The organism is Legionella drancourtii LLAP12 (assembly GCF_000162755.2).
GTDB lineage: Bacteria > Pseudomonadota > Gammaproteobacteria > Legionellales > Legionellaceae > Legionella > Legionella drancourtii.
In genome coordinates, this window is sequence record NZ_JH413798.1 from 65129 (window position 1) to 85420 (window position 20292).

Here is a 20292-nt window from a genome sequence, read left to right on the forward strand (position 1 = left end):
TATTTTAAGCATGACTCTCAACAAAAGCGCTCAATTGAGATTTAGATAACAACCCCATTTTGACCGCCTCCACTTGACCATTTTTAAATAAAATCAAGGTAGGAATGCTCATTACCCCAAATTTTGCCGGTGCTTGTGGGTTTTCATCGATGTTAATTTTCGCAAAAGTAACCTCTGCTCCGTGGGTTGCGGCAACTTCTTCCAATATAGGCGTTAGTGCACGACAAGGACCACACCATTCAGCCCAGAAATCAACTAACACAGGCTTATTGGCATTGATGACGTCTTGGTCAAAGCTTGCATCTGTTATTGTTTTAATATGATCGCTCATGGGTAAACCTCTGTTGTTTAAAATTCGTTGAATCCAATATTCTATTATAGATCACCGGCGACGGCTTGCAACACACTCAATGCAGTAATTGCTGCAGTTTCTGTGCGTAAAATCCTCGGGCCTAAGGATAAAGGCTGAAAACCTTGAGCGCTAGCGCTATGCACTTCCGCATCACTTAAACCACCTTCAGGGCCAATTAATAACGCAATATTGCTCTGGGTAAAAGTATAATCACGCCAATTTTTATTGCCACCTGGATGTAATATTAATTTTAATTGCGCCGACTCTTCCTGCAGATAACGCGCCAAAGTAAGCGGCGGATGGATCACCGGCACCGTATTACGTCCTGATTGCTCGCAAGCAGCAATCACGATAGCCTGCCATTGATGCAATTTTTTGCCCATCCGTTCTTGATCTAACTTAACCACACAACGCTCGCTAATAATTGGGGTAATGCGGGTAACACCTAATTCTACGGCCTTTTGCATCACCAATTCCATCCGCTCGCCCTTGGAAATGGCTTGTGCCAAATGGATGGCCAATGGCGACTCTTTATTTATTGCTGTTACCGCGTTAACAGTAACCATAACCTGCTTTTTTTTCACGGCTTCAATGGTTGCTGTAAATTCACGATTATCACCGCAAAATAAAGTAAGCTGTTCACCAATTTGCATCCGCAAAACTACAGCAACATGCTGACTGGCCTCAGGGGATAATGCTAAAAGCTCATTACTTTGGTAACTACCTGGCTGATAAATACGTACTGTTCTCACGGTGTCTCATTCCTAAAATGACTTTATGATAAATTAACTTTGTTAAGTTTAAATTAAGGAATTGCAGATGGCTATAGCAAGCATATACGCATTGGACATGAAAAGATGAACACTATCAAGACACCTGAAACAATAGTGGAACATGAACAATTGACTTATAAGGTCAATTATAGCTGCGGAATAACAACGCCCTGTGCTAAAATTTTTCCTTTTACCAAGGAACTTAAATACCATGAGCAAAACACGTATTGAATCGGACAGTATGGGCGAAATTGAAGTCCCTGCGGATAAATATTGGGGTGCCCAAACTGAACGCTCCCTTCATCACTTTAATATTGGCAAAGACATCATGCCCCGTGAAGTGACGCATGCCTTCGGCATTTTAAAAATGGCCGCAGCCTTGACTAACTTCGACTTAGGCAAACTTCCCAAAGACAAAACAGATTTGATTGTTAAAGCCGCAGCTGAAGTCAGTAAAGGCCAGTTGGATGCTCATTTCCCCTTGCATGTTTGGCAAACTGGCAGTGGTACCCAATCAAACATGAATGCCAATGAAGTAATCTCGAATCGGGCTATTGAATTGGCCGGTGGTGAGATGGGCAGCAAGGCGCCAATTCATCCTAACGATCATGTGAATATGTCACAGTCATCCAATGACACCTTTCCAACGGCTATGCATATTGCCGCCGCACTTGCCTTCAATGAAAAACTTATCCCTGCGGTTAAAAACTTGCGTGACGCTCTAGCCATGAAAATGGTAGCCTTCAAAGACATAGTCAAAATAGGGAGGACGCATTTACAAGATGCCGTACCGATTACTTTAGGGCAAGAATTTTCAGGCTATGTCGCCCAGCTTGATGCCTGTATACAGCGCTTGCACGAAGTATTACCTGAATTGTATGAATTAGCTGCCGGCGGTACTGCAGTTGGTACGGGCTTGAATACCCACCCTCAATTTGCGACCAAAGTTGCCGAACATATTGCGCAAATTACCAAATTACCGTTTGTGAGTGCAGAGAATAAATTTGCCGCTCTCGCATCTCATGAACCTTTAGTCTTCGCCCATAGCGCCATGAAAACTTTGGCTTGTGCGTTAATGAAAATAGCCAACGACATCCGCTGGTTAGCTTCAGGCCCTCGTTGTGGTATTGGTGAATTAATTATCCCTGAAAATGAGCCTGGCTCATCCATTATGCCAGGCAAGGTAAATCCCACGCAATGCGAAGCGATGACAATGGTGTGCGCGCAAATATTGGGCAATGACACCACCGTAGGTATTGCCGATAGCCAAGGTAATTTTGAACTTAATGTATTTAAGCCGGTAATTATCTTTAACGTGTTGCACTCGGTGAATTTATTAACCGACACCTGCCGCTCATTCCAAGAATTTTGCGCTGAAGGCATAGAACCTAACCATACCGTCATCGATTATTACTTGCATCACTCGCTGATGTTAGTCACGGCATTGAATCAGCATATTGGCTATGATAAAGCAGCCAAAATTGCCAAAACAGCACATCATGATAATTCGTCTTTACAAGAAGCGGCAGTAAAGCTGGGCTATTTAACCGCCGAGCGCTTTGCCGAATTAGTAAGACCAGAAGAGATGATTGCGCCCAAATAAAGTGTCGGGCCTGTGGGCCCCACATTTTTTACGAATTAATTACCCCATACGCTTTTAGGGCATAATAATGCAGGCAAAGTGATTATTCGCCACGCCATAAATTAGTCTTCATCAAGTCGAGTATCGCATTCCCCTGACCATTAATAATCGCTTTCATCATATACAAACTAAAACCTTTTACTTGCGCTGCCTCGATCGTTGGTGGAATAATCAATTCATTACGATGTATCGCCACATCAATGATCACCGGGCCATCATGGGCAAAAGCAGTGTGTAAATCCGCATCTAAAGCCGAGGCACTATCGACCCTGATTCCCTTAATGCCTACGGATTGGGCTAAAGCAGCAAAATTAGGATTCACCAGGGAAGTAGCATAGTCCAACATGCCGCCAACATGCATTTCCATTTCCACAAAACCCAAGGCACTATTGTTAAAAATAACAATTTTAATCGGTAATTGATGTTGTACCAAAGTGAGAATGTCGCCCATTAGCATCGCAAAACCGCCATCGCCGCAAAGCGCGACCACTTGCCGCTCTGGATAACTGGCTTGAGCACCAATGGCTTGCGAGAGCGCATTAGCCATAGAGCCGTGGTTAAATGACCCCAGTAAGCGCCGTTTCCCATTCATCCTTAAATAACGTGCAGCCCAAACCGTGGGCGTACCTACATCAACAGTAAATACCGTGTCATCATCTGCAACCTGACTAATCGCTTGTGCCAGAAATTGGGGATGCAATGGTTTTTTATCGGCTGTTTGCGTGGCTAAAGCATCAAGACCTTGCCGTGCTTTTTGGTAATGCGCGCGCGCCTTTTCCAAATGACGGCTGTCTTGTTTGCTGCTCAGCAGTGGCAATAAAGCCTTTAATGTACAAGCGATATCCCCCACCGCACCCACCGCTAGATCAACGCGTTTTTTTAACTGCTCGCCATGCAAATCAATTTGAATAATTTGTGCTTTCGTTGGGTAAAACTGCCGGTAAGGAAAGTTAGTACCTAACAACAGTAAGGTGTCGCAAGCCTCCATCGCATGATAGCCCGAAGAAAAACCAATAAAACCGGTCATCCCCACATCATAAGGGTTATTCGGCTCAATAAAGGGCTTTGCACGCAAGGTATGAATTACCGGCGCTTGCAAGGTATGACATAAACGCATCAGCTCATCTTGAGCATTGGCCGCGCCAATCCCACAAAATACCGTCACGTTTTTCGCAGCATTTAACCGTGCGGCAATATCTTGTAAAACAGGCTCTGGCGGCACCACATCCGGGCGCACATAGGCAAAATTGTCTTTACTCGCCAAATATCGTGCTTGCTGTAAAGCAACATCTCCGGAAATAACTAAAACCGCAACTCCTGATTTAGCCTTGGCTGTTTGCATAGCAATATTTAACAGGCGCGGCATTTGCTCAGGGGTTGTCACAACTTCGCAAAAGCAGCTGCATTCTTTAAATAAAATATTAGGATGGGTTTCTTGAAAATAGTCGCCACCAACTTCGGGACTGGGAATATGCGCCGCAATGGCTAATACGGGGGCGCCGCTACGCTGGCAGTCATAAAGGCCATTAATTAAATGTAAATTACCTGGCCCGCAGCTCCCCGCGCAAACCGCCAGCTCACCAGTTAATTGGGCCTCAGCACCGGCAGCAAATGCCGCAGCTTCTTCATGACGCACATGCACCCATTCAATATCTTTATATTTTTTTAGCGCATTCGTAATGCCATTTAACGAATCACCAACAATTCCATAAATGCGCTTTACCCCAGCATTATTTAGTGTCTCAACCAGCACTTCTGCGACATTGGCCATGGCAATCTCCCTGTGACTGTCTTCATCTCATTTTAGTACACAAGCGGCATAATACCAAGAAGGCTATTTGCCCCCTCACTGGTGAAAAAGAGAGGGGTTGCGAAGATAAAAACTATTGAATTACAGGAAGTTGCGGTGCGGCCTTACGAACAGGTCCTGGTGTTGCTTGTTGCGTGGGATCTTTAGATGCATAGGTTTTTTGCACAGCTTTAGACTTATGCGCCACGGCTTTATGTTGCTGCGCCATCGGTTCATAGTGTGTGTCTACGTGTTTTGAACGCTGCATATCCCACGTATTACAAGCCGTTAATCCTACAGATACAGCGATCCCCAAACACCATTTTGCTGCTTTATAATTTATCATTATTTGCTCCCTGCTCAGTTAATTAACTTATTAAATATAAATTATAAAATTTAAAATGACCACCTAAAAATAAGAAGATTTTATCTGCGGCCTACTAATGCAGAAGCGGTTAGCGTTCACAAGCTTGTTTTTTCAATTAACCTCCTTATAATCGATCGCATACTATTGAATAAAGGACTACCATCATGATTTACCCCAATATACTTGCCACCATCGGCAATACACCCGTAGTAAAAATTAATCGCCTAGGCCAGGAACTAGCCTGCGAGCTCTATGCTAAATGCGAATTTTTTAATCCCGGTGGCTCAGTAAAAGACCGGATTGGTTATGAAATGGTGGTTAATGCCGAACGTGATGGCTTGATTAAACCAGGCTACACCCTCATTGAGCCAACCTCTGGCAATACCGGAATTGGTATTGCACTGGCAGGCGCAGTATTAGGCTATAAAGTAATTATTACCATGCCCGAAAAAATGAGCCAGGAAAAACAATCGATACTTGAGCGCCTAGGGGCAAAAATTTATCGGACTCCAACAGAGGCTGCGTACAATGCTCCGGAGAGCCATATTTCTCTCGCGAGAAAATTACAGGCACAAATACCTAACTCCCATATTCTTGATCAATATGCAAACCCCAATAATCCTAATGCCCACTACCGTGGTACCGCTCAAGAAATTATTGATGATTTCGGTAAAGACTTACATATGGTCGTTGCCGGTGTTGGTACTGGTGGCACGATTACCGGTATTGCCAAACGCCTTAAGGAATTCAACCCTGCCATCAAAATTATAGGGGTTGATCCAGAAGGCTCAATCCTTGGTGGCGGTACAGAAATCAAATCCTATGATGTCGAAGGTATCGGTTATGATTTCTTCCCGGAAGTTTTGGACAATAAATTAATCGATCAATATGTTAAAACCAATGATAGCGATTCATTTCGTACCGCAAGACGACTCATGAGTGAAGAAGGGCTATTAGTGGGCGGCTCATCAGGCGCAGCAATGTGGGGCGCATTACAAGCAGCGAAGTCATTAAACAAAGGACAAAAGTGTCTGGTTATTTTGCCTGATTCGATTCGTAATTACATGTCTAAATTTGCCAACGATGAATGGATGAAAACTCAAGGCTATCTATAATAATAGCTCAATAATATATCGCTTTCTTCGCCCATGCCCAGGCGAAGAAACATGTGCTTAACGGAAAGAAGAAGAAATAGGTGTATTTTCAAATAATTGATCTTCCTTGATTGCGCCTGCAGCAATCCAACTTGCTATATTGTTGGCCAATTCAATAATTGGTTGCTTCGTATCAACCGCTCCCTTAGCAATCACTGGATGTTCGCTGTGTGCTAATTTCATAATAAAAGACGCATTATGCAATTGAGTTGGCACTAAAGCCGTGTAATGAGCGCGTAATTGCTGATAGGTTAACTCACCAGCATCAATCATGCTTAATATTCGATGACGCTGTTGCTCATAGACATGTAAACACCGCTGATTATCGCTGGCAATTGCAGCAAGGATATCGGCCATATTCCCATCTTTGGCACTAAGAATCTCAACGGGTTTGATGGTCACAGCCAATTGCCCCACATAGGTAAAATCAGCTTTACGTTTAACCGCCGGATAATAAGCCTCACCCTGAACCTGAAGGACCAACGCGGTATGATCGCGGTCGCCATATTGTTCTCGCCTTCTTAATTCTTTTCCTGGTTCTTTAAAAGATAAGGTAATTGGTAAACCTAAACTATGTGCCAGTGCTTCTAACGCACATTCAGGGAATTTAGCATTCGAAGCACGTAAATCACTTTGCGCGCTTAAATTCGCAAAAACGCTGCGGTAATTCAAATTTAAATGCTCGGCATATAATTCATCAACGGTTAATTGCTGCAGCACTTAAGCCATGCATTCAACTAATTCAGACATCCGTGAGTTATTTAACAAGCGTCCCATACGCTCTTTAGGTGTAGTTAAATAAGCATCATTCGCAACAGATTGCGGAAAATATTGTGCAAAACAGCCTAATATTTTTTTTATGGTCGCATCGTTAACTGGTGAGCCAGTGTGTAAATAATCAATTAGTGCCACTGCAATCGCATGAAATTGCTTGCCACCAACATTAATTACTTCATAATTTTCGCCCTGCTGACTACCATGTTGAGCAGGAGCTTTAAAAAACCCACGGCTACTAATATGTGCCCCCATAACATGCCCCCTACGTTTAAAATATATAATCATTCTAATGAATCTAAATTAAGGAAATATTAACTAATGACGGCTCTGCAGTTATATTAGTCATTGTTTTCAAAATAAAGATCTCATTATAAAATAAGTACTAGCATCATAAGTCTAGACTATCTGCGATATGTTTACGCAATTTGGGTAATTAAGGAAAAACATGGACCATTATCAAGAAAATGATTGGATTCGCATCAAAGAATTACTGCGGCATACAAGCGAATTTATCGCCTACTTCGAATTGGCTGAAACAAAGATGCGGGAATGGCGTCAAGAAATAGAACAACAAGCCATACGCCTGCAGCAACAGCAAGAAGCACTGCTGGCCTTAACCGAACACTCATTGGCCCAGATTAATAAACACAGTGAGCAAGCAACGCAAAATATCACGACACAATTGGGTCAATACGATCCCCAGCAATTTCAACGCATTGCCCAAGAAAGTTGCGAACAAGTAAAACGGGCCGCGAATAATGCAGTTAATAAAAGTAATAAATTACTCCAGATATTTCATCTACGCTTTAATTTTTTTGCCGTGCTCACAACGCTTTTAACCGCCTTCATTGTGGTACTCTATCTTAATGGAGAGATGCCTTGGGAAATGCACCATCAAGCCAAAAACGAACGCCAAGCAGGCAAAGTGCTGCTGCAAGCTTGGCCCCAATTAAGCCAAGAGGAAAAAACGAAAATATTAGGGTATATTAGTAACTCTTAACTGGTTACTTTGCATAGAGACTGAGCTATATAGCCTATATCCGCATAGTACTGAACCGTAATTGCCAATTGCTAAGGACCTCTGATTGATTTGCGCAACCTTTCAGCTTCTTTATGTAGTACCACTGCTGCCGTTATTGCTCTTCTATATTCATGGCAAAAGGAAACAATTGCGGATTAAGCAATGGCAAAAGTCCTTAAATTTAGCAGAACATGCACAATTTTTTCAGCGGCTGTATCAGCATGAAAACGGTTTTATTCTGTCGCAACAAGCACGCAAAAAACGAGATGCTATCGATTATGTCTATGGAGAAATTACATTTTTATCTTTTCTCGCCTTATTATCATTAACTAAACCGGATGAGAATACCGTATTTTATGATTTAGGTTGTGGGATAGGCAAAGCCGTGTTAGCCTGCGCCATGGTTTTTCCTATACGCAAAAGTGTAGGCGTGGAAATTCTCCCTGAATTATATTTTTCTGCCTGCAAACAGGCCAAAAAATTAGCAAGCATAAAAAATTATGCAGAACAAACGAAAAAAATTGAATTCATTCTGGGTGATTTTCTTAAGGTTAATTTAGATGAAGCCACAATTATTTTTATTAATTCTACGGCCTTATTTAATCCAACCTGGAAAACGCTCTGTGCACGGCTTGAATATTTGCCCCATCTAACTACAGTGATTACCACTAGTAAAGCCTTGCCCAGCAAGCTTTTTTAGCGTGGTGATGCAGACCAAAGTTGAGATGAGCTGGGGCGTTGTTTTTGCTTTTGTGCATGTACGAAAAAAGAATAATTACTAACCGTCTTGAAAACATTGAATAATTTTTTACCCGATCTATACTTATAAAACAGGGGCATTGTCCGCACCTAAATCTGTATTGGTGACAGGCTTTGGAACACGCGACAATCACGAGGTGGGTATGATTAAATCGGAGCTCATTGAACACATCGCTGCTCGAATGACGCATCTTACTGAAAAGCAAGTAGCTGATGGCATTAATAGAATATTAGAATTAATGAGTGATGCACTCATTAAAAATCAACGAATTGAAATTCGTGGCTTTGGCAGTTTTTCACTACATTACCGGCCGCCACGTAATGCACATAATCCCAAAACAGGGGAAAAAGTGGTGACTAAGGCAAAATATAGCCCTCACTTTAAACCCGGCAAAGAGCTGCGTGAACGTGTTGATGCCTCACGCACACATTATGAGCTTCCTGACGCTGAAGAAGAATAACTGGCTTTGACCAGGATAGTCGCAAACGAGTGTTATATGATATTAAAATCTTGACGAACGCTTGGATTTGAGTGGCTCTTGAACGAAAAAACTCTGGAAAACGCCGCATAGGTGGCTATGTGCGCATTTTCCAGAGTTTTTTGGTTCAAACTGTGCCCAATACGGCCGTGCGGGATTAAGTGCGTGGTAAAGTTACGCCCGTTTGCCCTTGATATTTACCACCACGGTCACGATAAGAAACGGCACAAACTTCAGTTGCCTCTAAGAACAGCATTTGTGCAACGCCTTCATGAGCATAAATTTTGGCCGGTAGCGTTGTTGTATTTGAAAATTCCAAGGTGACATGCCCTTCCCATTCGGGCTCTAAAGGAGTCACATTCACAATAATGCCACAACGTGCATAAGTTGATTTCCCAAGACAAATAGTTAATACATTACGCGGTATACGAAAATATTCTACGGTTCTGGCTAAGGCAAAAGAATTCGGAGGAATAATGCAGACATCCGACTGTACATCTACAAAGCTATTCTCATCAAATGCCTTGGGATCAACAATGGCAGAATTAATATTAGTAAAAATTTTAAATTCGTTAGAACAGCGAACATCATAGCCATAGCTCGATACACCATAAGAAATAATGCGCCCACCGTCATTTTCACGCACTTGGCCTGATTGGAATGGCTCAATCATTCCCTGCTCACGCGCCATTTTTTCTATCCATCTATCTGATTTAATCGACACAGTTAAACCTCATAGCTTTTACAAAAAGAGAGTTCTATCATAAAAAACAGAGAAAAGAAATGTTTTGCGGCGAACTATTGACCAGCGCATCCTGATAATTCACGCGTCAAAAGAGACAACGATGCGCATGCAAGCAGACCACTTTATTTTTTATGAGCCGCCATATGTGCCAAAATCTCGCCTAACTCCATAGGCATAGGAAACACAATGGTGGAATTATTGGTGCCGGCAATAGCAGCCAAAGTCTGTAAATAACGTAATTGCATGGCTTGTGGCTGTTGCGCCAAAACTTGGGATGCTTGCAACAATTGGGCCGAAGCCTGCAACTCCCCTTCGGCATGAATGATTTTCGCGCGGCGTTCACGCTCGGCCTCAGCTTGTTTGGCAATTGCCCTAATCATACTTTCATCCAAATCAACGCGTTTAATTTCAACATTTGACACTTTAATGCCCCAATTATCCGTTTGTGCGGCCAAAATCTTTTGCACATCGCTATTTAAGCGCTCACGTTCTGAAAGCATTTCATCCAGCTCATGTTGCCCTAATACAGAGCGCAAAGTGGTTTGTGCCAATTGACTGGTTGCTTCATAATAATTTTCCACTTGAATAATCGCATTTTCAGGTGCCACCACTCGAAAATACAAGACAGCATTCACCCGCACTGAAACATTGTCTTTGGAAATCACATCCTGACTCGGAACATCCATTACAATAGTACGCAAGTCAACCCGTACAACTTGCTGCAGAATCGGAATAATTAATACCAAGCCAGGTCCTTTGACACGCCAAAAGCGCCCCAGCATAAAAACAACGCCACGCTCATACTCTCGAAAAACCTTTATTGCTGATGCTAATAATAATAGAATTACTGCGAATAGCACCCCAAAAAAAGATGTCATGTTCTTCTCCTTAATTTATGAATTTCTCTTCAACCTCCAAGATTAACCCACGGTTGCCAACAACTTTAACTGGCCGCTCATTGGCAATAAAATGTTGTGAACGCACACTCCAGATTTCACCGCGAATTACCGCCTGCCCTTCAAGATTAATGGCCCCAAGAGCGCGTCCTTCTGCACCTAATAAAACCGTTAGCCCATTTTGGATTTTTTGCTGACGTACCTTAATTACTATCCCCAAGATAAGGATAAAAATTAAAATATTTACCACTGCCATTGCCCCAATGACAGGCCAAACAATTTGATATAATGGGGATTCGCTATTAAGAAGCATGATGGATCCTAGAACAAAGGCCGCTGTACCACCAACACCAAGGGAGCCAAAACTAGGTATAAAAGCTTCAGCCACAATGAAGCCAATCCCCAGTAGAATCAATAAAAAGCCGGCGTAGTTCACCGGTAATAACTGAAAGGCATACAAGGCCAGGAGCATGGATATCACCCCAACAACTCCTGGTAAGACCATTCCCGGGTTAAAAAATTCAAAGAAAATGCCATAGATCCCCAATAAGAGTAATAGGTAGGCTACGGTAGGCTCAGTAATCAGGGATAAAAAATAAGTACGCCAATCCGGATTCAATATTTTAATTTGTGGGTTACTGGTATGCAGCGTCATTTTTTGATTATTTTGGCTGACCACGACCCCATCCAATTGTACTAATAAATCCTGCACATCGAGCGCAACATAATTAATGACCTTGTCTTTTAATGCCTCTGTTGCCGTTATCGTTGCCGCATTCAACACCGATTTTTGCGCAAAAACCGGATCCCGACCATGTAATTGCGCTAAAGAACGAATGGTAGCAAGCGCATCATTCATGATTTTCTTGTCCATGCTCGAGGAATACTTTTCTGACCGTGCTTCACTGCCAAATCCTGCACTAATAGGTACAGGGCTGGCCGCTCCTAATTGGGTTCCTGGGGCCATAGCCGCCAAAGTACTGGCGTACAATAGGTAGGTTCCGGCACTGGCAGCTCGGGCACCAAAAGAGCTAACATAAGTTACAATCGGTACATTGGACGATAAAATTTTTTGCATAATGACGCGTGTTGCCTCATCAAGACCACCAGGCGTATCGAGAAAAATAATAATTAAATCAGCATGTTGTGACTTATCAATACTGCGCGTAACGTAATCAGCAATCGCCAGACCAATGGGACCTTTAATGCTAAGTTCTACTATTTTTGCCGCAGAAAGTGATGATGAATAAGCAAGAAAAACCAAGAGTACAGCACACAATATGTTCGTTATCTTAAAAAATAATATCCCCAATCGGCTAGATGCTCCTGCAACTGTTGACATGATGAACGCGTTATCCATGCTCATGCCCTTTGGTGAACTATTATATGTTTAAAGATAGCACAGTAATGATGCTTATGTTGTTTCAGCAGTTGTGCCGCAAACCTGGCAGTATTCTGATATCTCCTGGCCTATCTTAATCATGCCTTTTAAATTTTGAATTTTCGTGCAAAATAAATATAAAACTTAGAAGTATCACGCTAGCAAGCCATTAAAAGCGACGAAGGTGTAATAGGAATAATAGTAAGGCCATCATCTGCCAAAGGATAAGAATAAGATGAGGCTTCGAGCTCAACGCATACTGAAAACAACTTATCTTTTACTTGAAGTGGCAGTAGAAGAATAAGAAAAAATTCGAGTTAATAATATCCCCATAGCGCTAAAAAGAACTTTAGCGCTATGGGAATAAAGGGTGAAGAGAAGTGCAACCAGCATTTTATTAGAAATAAACACCAATTTGTGCCGAAACGGTATCGGCAGAATGGCCTGTTCCTAAGGTCGGGGCATTAACAACTCCGCTAGGAGCGGCGCCATTTGCAAATTGATAGGTGCGATAATCAATATCATGGCGATATTCAATACTCTCCACTGTATCTTTCCAAATAGAAATATTAAAGACACCAATAAATCGTTGCTTTGGTAAATTTAATGCTAATGCCTGTGTAGACCATTGATAGCCTACGCCTACTGATGCCGGCCGATTAAAGGTCTTGAACGTCATATCAATTTCTGTTTGCACTGCCTGTGGGCGCGCACCACGATTATTAAAACTCAAATCTTGTATCCTAAATGCTTCAATTGCCCCAACCCACTCTGCCGCAAAATTAAAGCGGTCATAGCCTAAATTGCCATAGACATCGATCGCCTGTGTTTTTCGTACCGCTTCATTGCCATGCAATAAGGAGCCAAAACCAGCAAAGGTTCCAGGAATTGCAGCGGTGTTTTGCATACCGGCAGAATCGGCAATAGAGCTAATATAACTTGCCCCTACTTCGCCCGTAATCTCTTGATGTGCAAAGGTATAACCTAAATTCAGACCACCAACCCCTGATTTACCTAAATTAGTATCACTGCGATAAATATAGGTCGCCGCAAAAGGCCCCGTGGACTCTTGTGATTTATAGCCTAAAATAAAGGGACGTGTTTTCGTACGCGCCAAATTCATCGTCAAGGGCGCACTGATCATTGAGCTAGAATAACGCCCAAATGGTACATACAATTGACCAGCAGTAAAATATAGTGGCGTTTTATCCAAATTACCTATATTCACAAATCCTAAGTTCAAACTAAATGCCGAATTATCAATCCGTGGGCCAATTTCTGGCGGGCTGTCATCATAGGCAATGGATACATAAGCCTCCACATTCTGATTTAGCGCTGCAGCAACCGCCAGCTCGCTGGAGCCTAAATCTATATCTGCATTCGTATTACCAAGATATGCACTATTGATCATACCAATGGGTTCTGTTTTGCCACTAATGGCAATAATGGGGCGCTCTGGAACGGGATAACCAATACTTTTATACGCATCATACAAGCGTCGACGTTGTTGCATAAGACGAATATCACGGTTAATACTGGAAATATTGACAATGTAGTCCGAACCATCAAATGCCGGCCTAGCCCCCAAGTAAGGAGAGGTAACCACAGGTGTTCCAGCAATGTAAGTAACCACGCGATTATCGGCAACCAAGGCCGTAGGATAAAAGCCGATGGATTCTGGATGTTCATCTGGTGTATGTACTGAGATATTCGATGAGTGATATTTAGCCATGTTATACTTTTTATGCTCACGCGCTTCTGGATGTTCTGCCTGTTTTCGAGCAGGAGGCGCTGCTTTTTTAACAACTGGTTTGGCTTTGTGCGTGACCAATTTTTTTTGTAACGCAATTAATTGTGATTGCAGTTGTTGCGTTTGCTTTTGTAACTGCTCTATTTCACGTTGCAACTGTCGATCATTTTCCGCATAAAGTGGCGATGACAAACAGACTAAGGCCAATACAATTTTTTTAAACTTCATGCGGCTACTCCTGTTTATTATTTTTACTTCCACACAGGGTGGGGCGGAAAGTATATCTCGGCAATTTAGTACTGGCTAGAGTTAAATTAAAACTTAATTGAAAAAATGATAACCAAGGTGGTCTTTGTAAGAGCGGAATTATTCGTTAGGGGTAAGTTGTACAAGCTGATTAATAAATAAAGCATCGTAGGTTAGGCCACAAGGCCCAACCCCGACAATACGGCCACTAAAACATTGAATTATGCATTACCAACAATCTTCATGCCAAAATAGGGGCCAAAAAGTCCGTAGTTTACGGAACTAATTTGTGGATTTGTTGGTACTTGGAATACTTGCGTACTCAAGGCATTGAAATAATTCACCGCTTGGTAGCCAGCATCAATATTTACCGTCGCTTGCGCAAAATTATACGCATAATTTAAGCCAAGTTTTGCTTCTAAGCTTGGAACAATTGCTTTTTTACGAGCATAAGGCTGTGCAACAATTGCACTAAATCTAGTGACCACATAACCTTCATGGTAACGAGAGGTACCATAGAGCAGTGAGCCAGAACCATTAGCAGTCAAACTTAAGCCATTGAACAGATCATAAGAATAGTCAATACCAAGCGTAGGACCAAAACCTTTATAATCGGTATTGTTAAAAATGCTAACTGGCGCAACAGAGGCAAGGATGCGATTAGCATAGAGGTAGGTTTGTGCCATTGATTGAATATTGGCATATTGCATACCGCCATACAAACGCATTTTATCGCGCGCACTCATATCGACATGCTGTCCCATAACGATATTGACTTGGTCCAGTCTGTTGTTACTGTCCATGCCAGCAGGCAAGGAAAGCGTGCCCACACCAGCAACGACAAAGGGAGCTAAAATATTACCCTGGCTGCCACTACTGCTAAAATGCATCCAATTAACCGTCACATCATTGCCAGTATTGAAGTGGTAAGAACCGATAATACGGAAGCCCCAGTTCCAATCATTTTTTACATCTTTAAGCCGAGAGTCTTCTAGCCCTGTGCTCGGATTATATTTTCGTTGGTAGCCTTTAGCCGCACCATAAATTGATCTTAAGTACAGAGCTTCCGCACCTAAATCCCAAAGTCTTGCTTCACAAGGAACAGTAACACTACCTGGTGTACACACAGGCCCCATCGCACCGGCTGTTGCCAAATTACTCAGAGCCAATCCCAATACAGCAATCGTTGTTTTCTTTAACATAAAAACTCCATGAGAAATAAAAAAGCCCATCATGCAGCGTGACGGGCTTCATAAGATCTTAATTAACCAAGAAATTACACATTGCCAACATACTTTAGACCAAAGTAAGGGCCTGAAGCACCAAAGTCACTAGATATAAATCCGCCAGTAGTAGTAATCATGTTTAATGGGCTAAAATAGTTAAACCACATGTAACCAGCATCAAGAATAATGTCACCTTGAGCCATTGCATAAGAGTAGTCCGCGCCCAATTTAGCTTCTACTTCAGGAACAATAGATGTTCGAGAACCATGCAGTGGTGTGAAAGAACCTGTACTTAAAACGCTGATTCCACCATTATTGAACTTAGTCGTACCAACTAATACCGCAGCAGCGCCTTTAGCATAGATACCAAAGCCATTGCCAAATACATAGTTTAGATCAAGCCCTGTACGTGGACCAAAGCCATTATACTCAGTAGTTAATGGGAATGTTTCTGTAGCATCTAAGCCAACTGAGACTAGCGCGGGTGAAGTGATAGCATATTGCGTTGTTGGCTTAACGCGTGCGTATTGGAAACCGCCGTGGAAGCGTATTTTTTTATTCGCACTAAAATCAACAAACTGACCTAATTCGCCGTTTACAGCGTCCCATCTCATTTTTTCTTTAACGAAAACAGCAGTAGCATTAGTATCAAATGCCGCAGCATTAATCGCGAGTCGGTGATTGTTTGTATCTAGGTGATACCAGCTGATGGTAACATCGTTACCAGTGTTGAAGTGGTAAGAGCCTTCAATTTGGAAGCCCCAATTCCACTGACCACTTAGGTCCTCAAAAACACTGCTGTTATTAAGACTTGGGTAGTAAGAAAAACCATTATTAGTAGTTGTTTGCAAGTATAGAGCCTGTCCGCCAATATCCCATGCCATTTTTTCGCAAGGAACAGTGACATTACCAGGGGTGCAAACTGGTCCCATGGCACCAGCGAATACCGTACTGCTTGCAAATGCAAGGACAGCGGCCGCTGTTTTTTTCAAGTTTAACATGCTTATCTCCACTTTTTTATTATTAATTTCCATTTGTTACTAATATAAAAAACATTACCTATTAGTAACGGTACGCTTCTCCGCCCTAAGTTGAGAATCATACCCCGCTAAATTATCCAGTCCAAGTTGGTCAAAGTCAACACTGTTGCCGAAAATTCTTAGACTGGTAACGATTTAATATTAACGTTGATTTCACGCTGATATAAAGAATGGAGGGTATTAGTAACTACTTGTTTTATCGATATATTTTAAAAAATTTCTGATTAAAGTAATTAAACCATCTAGATGCGATAACGCTACTTAGTCGCCAATAATTTAAGTCTTATTCGCCAGCTATTGGAGAAATCATACTCCGTACAAAAGTTGCAGAGTATCTATATTGATCGGAAACAAGTCAAGAAAATTAATTTGAAAAATTATTATTTTTCAAAGATATAGTTCAATTTTGCCCAGGCGTGTTATTCTTTGCCCAGAAAACGCTTTTACTGGCCATTACTGAACGATGGCTAATTTTCACATGATAGCTTGCGGTAGAGAAGGTTTTGAGCTGCTAATAAGAGAGAAAAATCCCCCATTATCCTATTGATGATAATGGGGGAAAAGAGTGGGAGATTAAGCTAAATATTGGTAATTAATTAAACGTTACCAACAAACTTCAAACCAACATAAGGACCAGAAGCGCCGAAGTCAGTTGTTCGTGTGTCAAATGCAGTTTGTGCAGTATGAACAGCATTGAAGTAGTTAAACCACATGTAACCAGCATCAAGAGTTAAATCACCTTGTGCCATTGCATAAGTGTAATCAGCGCCTAATTTAGCTTCTAATTCTGGAACAATCGCTGTTCTTGAACCATGAGTATATGCAACGTCAGAAGGAATAACATCGCCTGTAGCAAAAGTACCTACGTTACCATTGAACTTAGCAGTACCAACTAATAGAGCAGTAGCCGCTTTAGCATAAATACCAAAACCGTTACCAAATACATAGTTCATATCAAGACCAGTACGTGGACCGAAGCCGTTGTATTGGTTGTTTTGGTAAGTGCTGACTACCGCAGTATCAGGAGCAGTAAAGGCAACGCCTCTTTCAGACTTGATACGAGCGAATTGGAAACCACCGTGGAAACGCATTTTTTTGTTCGCACTGAAATCAACGAATTGACCTAATTCGCCGTTAACAGCATCCCACTTGTGATCGACACGACCAGCTAATTCTACTGTGCCGTTAGTAGCATAGAAGTTATGATGACCTGTATCTAGGTGGTACCAGTTAATGTTGATGTCGTTACCAGTGTTGAAATGGTAAGAACCTTCTAATTGAAAGCCCCAGTTCCAACGATTGTGGCCATGGTTATTATTTCTGTTGTAGCCAAAATCGCTATTATTTACAAGTTGTAAATCAATCGCTTGCCCACCAATGTCCCATGCTGTACGTTCACAAGGAACGGTCACATTGCCTGGGGTGCAAACTGGGCCCATAGTACCTGCAAATACTGCACTGCTGCCTAAAGCGAGTACTGCCAATGTTGTTTTCTTCAAACTAAACATGCGAAGTCTCCGTATAAGTTATTATTAAGTTCCTATTTTTGTTAATAGCAAATAAGCCACCAACAAAACATGCTTACATCAAATTAGTGCAAAGCATGAAAAGAAGTGCAGTATCTAGATCGAAGGAAAATAAGTCAAGAAAATTAAGTAAAAAAATCCAATATTTTGCATGGCGCTTTTTTTTCAAGCACCTGAATTTTTTATCATCTGCACCTAAAATCAAGCTGCAGTCCGTTTTAACGGCATTTTAAGACTACTTAAGGTAGGGTTAAAATCACCCCATTTACTTGAAAGAAATGGGGTGATAAGTGGGAGATTAAGCAAATTACTGCTAATTAAACGTTACCAACATACTTCAAACCAACGTAAGGGCCAGAAGCACCAAAATCGTTAGTTCTTGAATCACCAACTGAATGTGCAGTATGAACAGCATTAAAGTAGTTAAACCACATGTAACCACCATCAAGAGTAATATCACCTTGTGCCATTGCATAAGTGTAGTTAGCACCTAATTTAGCTTCTAGTTCTGGAACAATCGCAGTTCTTGAACCATAGGTGTAATCAACGCCAAGAGGAGCTGATGGGAACGCAGTGTTGATAACAGAACGATCTACAGAACCATTGTTCTTGGCAGTACCAACTAACAGAGCGGTCGCTGCTTTAGCATAAACACCAAAACCATAACCGGTGAATACATAGTTCATGTCGATACCAGTACGTGGACCAAAACCATTGTATTGAGAACTATGATAAGCACTCACATCTTCAACATCTGATGTGAATATAGCCACACCGCGCTCAGATTTAATACGTGCGAATTGGAAACCACCGTGGAAACGAATTTTTTTGTTCGCACTAAAATCAACGAATTGACCTAATTCGCCGTTAACCGCATCCCACTTGTGACTCACACGACCAAGAACAGTTGAATCTAAACCGCTATAAAGGCCAGTGGCAGCGAAGTTGTGATAACCTGTATCTAGGTGATACCAGTTAATATTAACATCATTACCAGTGTTAAAATGGTAAGAACCTTCTAATTGAAAGCCCCAGTTCCAACGACTGTGATCACGATAATTATTTGTAAAGCTATAATCGTTATTATTTACGATTTGTAAATCAATCGCTTGTCCACCAATGTCCCATGCAGTACGCTCACAAGGAACGGTTACATTTCCAGGAGTGCAAACAGGTCCCATTGTACCTGCAAACACCGCACTACTACCTAAAGCGAGTACTGCTGCTGTTGTCTTTTTCAAACTAAACATGCTAAGTCTCCATCTATTTTTTTTATTATTAGGTTCGCATTCTTTTTATTGATAACTTACGGCTCAAAAGTTACCAGCAGCATGCTTTCGTCGCTTTGGTTCGAAGCATGCAACACCATGAGTATGGCTGCGAATAAAAATAAATCAAGAGAACAGATGAAAAAAATTGTAATATTTTTCAAATAGATATATTTTTTATTCATGGGCGCTATTTTTTAATCAGACTGATAACAACTCGCCTATTCAATGCGCGACCAGCATCGGTATCATTTCGAGCAACTGGTTTTAGGGCACCAAACCAAGTTACGGATAATTGTTCCTCAGGTACCCCCAGAGTAATTAAATAATTTTGCACGACTTGCGCTCGATCCTGAGAAATTGCATTGTTATACCCTTTACGCCCACTTTCATCGGCATAACCAACAACACGAATTACTTTAATTTGCATGTCCGCGGCAACATACTGAGCAATACGACGTAGTTGAGCCTTATCTTCATCGGTTAACTCACGGCTGTCTGGTCCAAAATGAAACACGCTTTCTTTAACGCGATCATAGCCAAATGGCAGTAGATTCCCCACACATTGCTGATAACGTGAATACGGCTTTTGGAATCCTACTGGCGTTAAGGCAACGGTAACACCCAGACCTAATTCAGAGCGATAATTAAAGGTGGTCTCATAACCCTGAGATAAGTAAGTCATTAATTTTAAAGTGGAGTCACGTTTTAAATAGATACCATAGGCTCCAGGATTGATCATCAAATTTCCCAAGAAAAAAACCGAGCCTGCTGGTTTCCATGCTGGGGGTCTTACGATGATTTTCGCCGGTAATGCTCGTGGTATTTCATCCCATTTACGTAAAATAAAATGCGGTGGCTGGGCGGCATATTGTTCAAAATAACCCACACCATAATTAGGTATGGTAAGTGCTAATCCACAACGAATTGGATTGCCACTTACATGCCAGCTACGATCTCCTAAAGGAAGAGCGAAGTTTACATGCCCCATTGCGAAGGTTGCACTAACAGAAATTACGTAACTGGCTGCAACACGTTTTAAAAACGTGTATCGATTAGGTCCGAATTCCATTTTTAATAATCCCCATGACTTAATTCATG

Annotated in this window: 20 protein-coding genes; 5 read left to right on the forward strand and 15 right to left on the reverse strand. The window is 41.8% G+C overall.

The window, feature by feature from the left end; genetic code table 11:
- Positions 1 to 4: 4 nt before the first annotated feature.
- Positions 5 to 331, reverse strand: a complete 327-nt coding sequence (gene trxA, locus LDG_RS01905; protein WP_006869411.1) for a thioredoxin — start codon at positions 329 to 331, stop codon at positions 5 to 7.
- Between the two features lie 44 nt (positions 332 to 375).
- Positions 376 to 1104: a 16S rRNA (uracil(1498)-N(3))-methyltransferase gene (locus LDG_RS01910; protein WP_006869412.1), complete on the reverse strand. Its 729-nt coding sequence runs from the start codon at positions 1102 to 1104 to the stop codon at positions 376 to 378.
- A 232-nt stretch (positions 1105 to 1336) separates the two neighbouring features.
- Here LDG_RS01910 and fumC point away from each other — a divergent pair, with 232 nt between their 5' ends.
- Positions 1337 to 2728 carry a class II fumarate hydratase gene (fumC, locus tag LDG_RS01915; RefSeq protein ID WP_006869414.1) on the forward strand — a complete coding sequence of 464 codons (1392 nt, stop codon included), beginning with the start codon at positions 1337 to 1339 and terminating at the stop codon, positions 2726 to 2728.
- A gap of 82 nt (positions 2729 to 2810) precedes the next feature.
- On the opposite strand, the gene poxB is transcribed toward fumC, so the two are convergent.
- Both poxB and LDG_RS01925 read right to left on the reverse strand, forming a co-directional pair.
- Positions 2811 to 4538, reverse strand: coding sequence for a ubiquinone-dependent pyruvate dehydrogenase (gene poxB, locus LDG_RS01920; RefSeq protein ID WP_006869415.1), 1728 nt, complete (start codon positions 4536 to 4538; stop codon positions 2811 to 2813).
- A gap of 112 nt (positions 4539 to 4650) precedes the next feature.
- Positions 4651 to 4902: a hypothetical protein gene (locus tag LDG_RS01925; protein WP_006869416.1), complete on the reverse strand. Its 252-nt coding sequence runs from the start codon at positions 4900 to 4902 to the stop codon at positions 4651 to 4653.
- Positions 4903 to 5087: 185 nt separating this feature from the next.
- Here LDG_RS01925 and LDG_RS01930 point away from each other — a divergent pair, with 185 nt between their 5' ends.
- Positions 5088 to 6038, forward strand: a complete 951-nt coding sequence (locus LDG_RS01930; protein ID WP_006869417.1) for a pyridoxal-phosphate dependent enzyme — start codon at positions 5088 to 5090, stop codon at positions 6036 to 6038.
- 57 nt (positions 6039 to 6095) lie between these two features.
- Here LDG_RS01930 and LDG_RS19795 read toward each other — a convergent pair whose 3' ends face one another.
- Both LDG_RS19795 and LDG_RS19800 read right to left on the reverse strand, forming a co-directional pair.
- On the reverse strand, positions 6096 to 6797 hold the full coding sequence (locus tag LDG_RS19795; RefSeq protein WP_006869418.1) for a hypothetical protein: 702 nt from the start codon (positions 6795 to 6797) through the stop codon (positions 6096 to 6098).
- On the reverse strand, positions 6798 to 7106 hold the full coding sequence (locus LDG_RS19800; RefSeq protein ID WP_006869419.1) for a hypothetical protein: 309 nt from the start codon (positions 7104 to 7106) through the stop codon (positions 6798 to 6800).
- Between the two features lie 193 nt (positions 7107 to 7299).
- Between LDG_RS19800 and LDG_RS01940 the strand changes: the two genes are divergently transcribed.
- From LDG_RS01940 to LDG_RS01950, 3 genes are all read left to right on the forward strand, one after another.
- Complete coding sequence (locus tag LDG_RS01940; protein WP_006869420.1) at positions 7300 to 7854, forward strand: hypothetical protein; 555 nt, start codon at positions 7300 to 7302, stop codon at positions 7852 to 7854.
- Positions 7855 to 7939: 85 nt separating this feature from the next.
- Positions 7940 to 8575 (forward strand): class I SAM-dependent methyltransferase, encoded by a 636-nt coding sequence (locus LDG_RS01945; protein ID WP_006869421.1) that lies wholly within the window; start codon positions 7940 to 7942, stop codon positions 8573 to 8575.
- Positions 8576 to 8777: 202 nt separating this feature from the next.
- On the forward strand, positions 8778 to 9095 hold the full coding sequence (locus tag LDG_RS01950; RefSeq protein ID WP_006869422.1) for an integration host factor subunit beta: 318 nt from the start codon (positions 8778 to 8780) through the stop codon (positions 9093 to 9095).
- Between the two features lie 175 nt (positions 9096 to 9270).
- Here LDG_RS01950 and dcd read toward each other — a convergent pair whose 3' ends face one another.
- The 9 genes from dcd to LDG_RS01995 form a co-directional block, all read right to left on the reverse strand.
- On the reverse strand, positions 9271 to 9837 hold the full coding sequence (dcd, locus tag LDG_RS01955; protein ID WP_040534156.1) for a dCTP deaminase: 567 nt from the start codon (positions 9835 to 9837) through the stop codon (positions 9271 to 9273).
- 143 nt (positions 9838 to 9980) lie between these two features.
- Positions 9981 to 10736: a slipin family protein gene (locus tag LDG_RS01960; RefSeq protein ID WP_006869424.1), complete on the reverse strand. Its 756-nt coding sequence runs from the start codon at positions 10734 to 10736 to the stop codon at positions 9981 to 9983.
- A 10-nt stretch (positions 10737 to 10746) separates the two neighbouring features.
- Positions 10747 to 12114, reverse strand: coding sequence for an NfeD family protein (locus tag LDG_RS01965; RefSeq protein ID WP_199484638.1), 1368 nt, complete (start codon positions 12112 to 12114; stop codon positions 10747 to 10749).
- Positions 12115 to 12532: 418 nt separating this feature from the next.
- Complete coding sequence (locus LDG_RS01970; protein ID WP_006869427.1) at positions 12533 to 14113, reverse strand: LbtU family siderophore porin; 1581 nt, start codon at positions 14111 to 14113, stop codon at positions 12533 to 12535.
- A 239-nt stretch (positions 14114 to 14352) separates the two neighbouring features.
- Positions 14353 to 15333 (reverse strand): Lpg1974 family pore-forming outer membrane protein, encoded by a 981-nt coding sequence (locus tag LDG_RS01975; protein ID WP_006869428.1) that lies wholly within the window; start codon positions 15331 to 15333, stop codon positions 14353 to 14355.
- A 74-nt stretch (positions 15334 to 15407) separates the two neighbouring features.
- Positions 15408 to 16358, reverse strand: coding sequence for an Lpg1974 family pore-forming outer membrane protein (locus tag LDG_RS01980; RefSeq protein WP_006869429.1), 951 nt, complete (start codon positions 16356 to 16358; stop codon positions 15408 to 15410).
- 635 nt (positions 16359 to 16993) lie between these two features.
- On the reverse strand, positions 16994 to 17905 hold the full coding sequence (locus LDG_RS01985) for an Lpg1974 family pore-forming outer membrane protein (RefSeq protein ID WP_006869430.1): 912 nt from the start codon (positions 17903 to 17905) through the stop codon (positions 16994 to 16996).
- 335 nt (positions 17906 to 18240) lie between these two features.
- Entirely contained in the window at positions 18241 to 19173 is a 933-nt protein-coding gene (locus tag LDG_RS01990; protein WP_006869432.1) for an Lpg1974 family pore-forming outer membrane protein, read from the reverse strand.
- A gap of 208 nt (positions 19174 to 19381) precedes the next feature.
- Positions 19382 to 20263, reverse strand: a complete 882-nt coding sequence (locus tag LDG_RS01995) for a flagellar protein MotY (protein WP_040534157.1) — start codon at positions 20261 to 20263, stop codon at positions 19382 to 19384.
- Between the last annotated feature and the right edge of the window lie 29 nt (positions 20264 to 20292).